The following is a 3,840-nucleotide window of genomic DNA, read 5'->3' as shown; positions in this document are numbered from 1 at the left end:
TGAGCGCAATGTTTTCCATGATAGTTCTCCGAATGAAAGCCTGTCCTCAGCATAGTACCGGGAAGGAGGGAGTGACCATCTCATTAAATAAAGCACGCTAAGCCGGTGGCAGCGGTCGCAATGGCCTAAACTTCCCCGCACCGACCTTGGCGCTGCTGCGCCATAGGTAATCGCCGGTCAGGTTGATGTGCTCCCACCCCAGCGGCGACAGATATTGCAACAATGTGTCGTCCAGCGCCGTGCCGTTGCCACGCAAAGCACTGGTGGCACGCTCCAGATATACCGTGTTCCACAACACGATGGCCGCCGTCACCAGATTGAGGCCGCTGGCCCGGTAGCGCTGCTGCTCAAAACTGCGGTCGCGGATTTCACCCAATCGGTAGAAGAAGACCGCCCTGGCCAGCGCGTTGCGCGCCTCGCCCTTATTCAGCCCCGCATGGACGCGGCGGCGCAGCTCCACGCTTTGCAGCCAATCCAAAATGAACAGCGTGCGCTCGATGCGCCCCAGCTCGCGCAACGCCACGGCCAAGCCGTTCTGGCGCGGGTAGCTGCCGAGTTTGCGCAGCATCAGCGAAGCCGTTACCGTGCCTTGCTTGATGGAGGTGGCCAGCCGCAGAATTTCATCCCAATGGGCGCGTATTTGCTTGATGTTCAGCCTGTCGCTGCTAATCATCGGCTTGAGCGCGTCATAGGCGGCATCGCCCTTGGGGATGAATAGCTTGGTTTCGCCCAAGTCACGGATACGCGGCGCGAAGCGAAATCCCAGCAAATGCATCAAGCCAAACACGTGATCGGTGAAGCCTGCCGTGTCGGTGTAGTGTTCCTCGATGCGCAAGTCCGACTCGTGGTACAGCAGGCCATCAAGCACGTAAGTTGAATCACGAATGCCCACGTTGACCACCTTGGCACTGAAGGGCGCGTACTGGTCGGAGATATGGGTGTAGAAAGTCCGTCCTGGACTGCTTCCATACTTCGGGTTGATATGACCAGTGCTTTCTGCTTTGCTGCCGGTTCTGAAGTTCTGGCCGTCCGACGATGACGTGGTGCCGTCACCCCAGTTGCCGGCGAAGGGTTGCCGAAACTGCGCATTCACCAGCTCGGCCAGCGCCGTCGAATAGGTTTCATCGCGGATGTGCCAGGCTTGCAGCCAAGACAGCTTGGCGTAGGTGGTGCCAGGGCAGGACTCGGCCATTTTGGTCAGACCCAGGTTGATCGCGTCGGCCAGGATCGTCGTCAACAGCAAGGTTTTGTCCTTGGCCGTGTCGCTGGTCTTCAGGTGTGTGAAGTGGCGGGTGAAGCCCGTCCATTCATCGACCTCCATCAGCAACTCGGTGATTTTGAGGTGCGGCAGCAGCATAGCTGTCTGGTCGATCATGGCTTGCGCGGCGTCTGGTACTGCCGCGTCCAGCGGCGTGATCTTCAGGCCTGACGCGGTGGTGATGATGGCATCCGGTAAGTCGTTGGCCGCAGCCATGCGGTTGACTGTGGCGAGTTGCGCCTCCAACAATTCCAACCGGTCATGCAGGTATTGGTCGCAGTCGGTGGCCACTGCCAGCGGCAATTCGCTGGCCAGCTTCAAAGTGGCGAACTTCTCGACCGGCACCAGGTATTCGTCGAAGTCCTTGAACTGGCGAGAACCCTGCACCCAGACATCACCGGAGCGCAGCGCGTTCTTCAGCTCCGACAGGGCGCATAACTCGTAGTAACGCCGGTCGATGCCGTCGTCGGTCAGAACCAGCTTTGCCCAGCGCGGCTTGATGAATGCGGTTGGCGCATCGGCGGGCACCTTGCGCGCGCTGTCGCTGTTCATGCCGCGCAGCATGTCGATGGCATCGAGCACACCCTTGGCGGCGGGCGCAGCCCGCAATTTGAGCACGCCCAGGAACTGCGGCGCGTAGCGGCGTAGCGTGGCATAGCTTTCACCGATGTGGTGCAGGAAATCAAAGTCGGCAGGCCGCGCCAATGTTTGCGCTTCGGTGACGCTGGCGGCGAAGGTGTCCCAGGGCATAACGGCCTCGATGGCGGCGAACGGATCGCTGCCGCTTTGCTTGGCCTCAATCAACGCTTGACCGATGCGCCCATACATCCGCACCTTGTCGTTGATCGCCTTGCCGGAAGCCTGGAACTGCTGCTGATGCTTGTTCTTGGCCGCGTTGAACAGCTTGCCGATGATGCGATCGTGAAGGTCGATGATTTCATCGGTGACGGTGGCCATGCCTTCGATGGCCAGCGCTACCAGCGTGGCATAGCGTCGTTGCACCTCGAACTTTGCCAGATCAGCAGGCGTCATCTGGCCACCTTCACGAGCGATTTTGAGCAGGCGGTTCTGGTGAACCTGCCGCTCGATGCCTGCGGGCAGATCAAGTGCTTGCCAGGATTTCAGGCGCTCAATATGTTCGAGCATGTGGCGAGAGTTCGGTTTGGCAGGCGACTGGCGCAGCCATGCCAGCCACGTCACTTTACTGCCGTCCTTGCGCTTGAGAAGTTCGTCCAGGCGCTGACGGTGGGGTGATAACAAAGAATCGGTCAGCGCCGCGTAAATGCGTCGGTTGGCACGGGTGATGGCCTCGGCGCTTGCGCGCTCGATGGCATTCATGGCGGGCAGGATAATGCTCTGCCGCCGCAGATTCTCGACAAGTGCGCTCGCCAGCACGATGCCTTTGTCGGTCTGCAAGGCCAGCTCGGTCAATGTATGCACGGCTTGCCGATAGTGGCTCATGGTGAAGGGCTTGAACCCAAAAACCGTTTGCAGCTCGACCAAGTGCTCCCGCCGTGTCTGTTCGCGCTGGCCGTACTCGCTCCAACTTTCCACTGGCATCTTGAGTTGCGCGGCCACCATGCGCAACAGGGGCGGAAACGGAGGCTCATCGACGCCCAAAAAGGTGCCAGGGAATCGCAAGTAGCAAAGCTGCACAGCGAAGCCCAATCGATTCGCGGCGCCGCGACGCTGACGGATCACCGACAGGTCGGTTTCGTTGAACGTGTAGTGCCGTATCAGTTCGTCTTTGGCATCTGGCAGTGCCAGCAGGCTTTCGCGCTCGGTGGCGGACAGGATTGAGCGGCGTGGCATGGTCAGTCTTCCCGCAGGTACTGGTACAAGGTTTCGCGGCTGATGCCGAAGTCACGGGCCACCAAGGTTTTTTGGTCGCCTGCCGCAACTCGCCGTTTCAACTCGGCAATTTGTTCGCTGTTCAGCGATTTCTTTCGTCCCCGGTAGGCACCGCGCTGCTTGGCCAGCACGATTCCCTCGCGCTGACGTTCGCGGATCAGGGCGCGCTCGAACTCAGCGAAGGCTCCCATGACCGACAGCATCAGATTGGCCATCGGTGAGTCCTCGCCGGTGAACTTCAGCCCTTCTTTGACGAACTCCATGCGCACGCCCCGTTGTGTCAGCCCTTGGACGATGCGGCGCAGGTCATCAAGGTTGCGTGCCAGCCTGTCCATGCTATGCACCACCACGGTGTCGCCCTCGCGGACGAAGGCCAGCAGCCTTTCCAGCTCGGGACGCTGGGTGTCCTTGCCAGAAGCCTTGTCGGTGAACACCCGCGCCACCTGAACACCCTCCAATTGCCGTTCCGGGTTCTGGTCGAAGCTGCTGACGCGGACATAGCCGATGCGTTGACCTTGCAAGATGCCTCCAAAGGCAAAAGTGTCAGGATGAAATCTATTACCTTTGACGGAATATGTCAATCAATAGGAAATTTAACTCTATTCTGACATCGTTTGCACATGGTGTCGTTTTCAGAAGACGGCTGCACTGAACGTCAGAAGCCGACTGCACTATAGCAGCGGAGGGGTTGGATCCATCAGGCAACGACGGGCTGCTGCCGGCCATCAGCG

Annotated in this window: 2 protein-coding genes; both read right to left on the bottom strand. The window is 59.6% G+C overall.

The annotated features are described in order from the left end of the window. Nucleotides 1-97 precede the first annotated feature (97 nt). Nucleotides 98-3,070, bottom strand: a complete 2,973-nt coding sequence (locus ACOTX3_RS25765) for a Tn3 family transposase (RefSeq protein WP_001138073.1) — start codon at nt 3,068-3,070, stop codon at nt 98-100. A gap of 2 nt (nt 3,071-3,072) precedes the next feature. Next, nucleotides 3,073-3,630, bottom strand: coding sequence for a recombinase family protein (locus ACOTX3_RS25760; RefSeq protein ID WP_001162012.1), 558 nt, complete (start codon nt 3,628-3,630; stop codon nt 3,073-3,075). Nucleotides 3,631-3,840 lie beyond the last annotated feature (210 nt).

It is taken from the genome of Enterobacter cloacae complex sp. IR5384, from assembly GCF_049237265.1.
Classification (GTDB): domain Bacteria; phylum Pseudomonadota; class Gammaproteobacteria; order Enterobacterales; family Enterobacteriaceae; genus Enterobacter; species Enterobacter cloacae.
The sequence above is the reverse complement of the archived record's forward strand: the minus strand, read 5'-3'. Positions and strand labels throughout refer to the sequence as shown.

Coding starts and splice junctions, on each gene's coding strand:
- ACOTX3_RS25765 (WP_001138073.1), bottom strand. CDS start 3,070: ATGCCACGCCGCTCAATCCTGTCCGCCACCGAGCGCGAAAGCCTGCTG.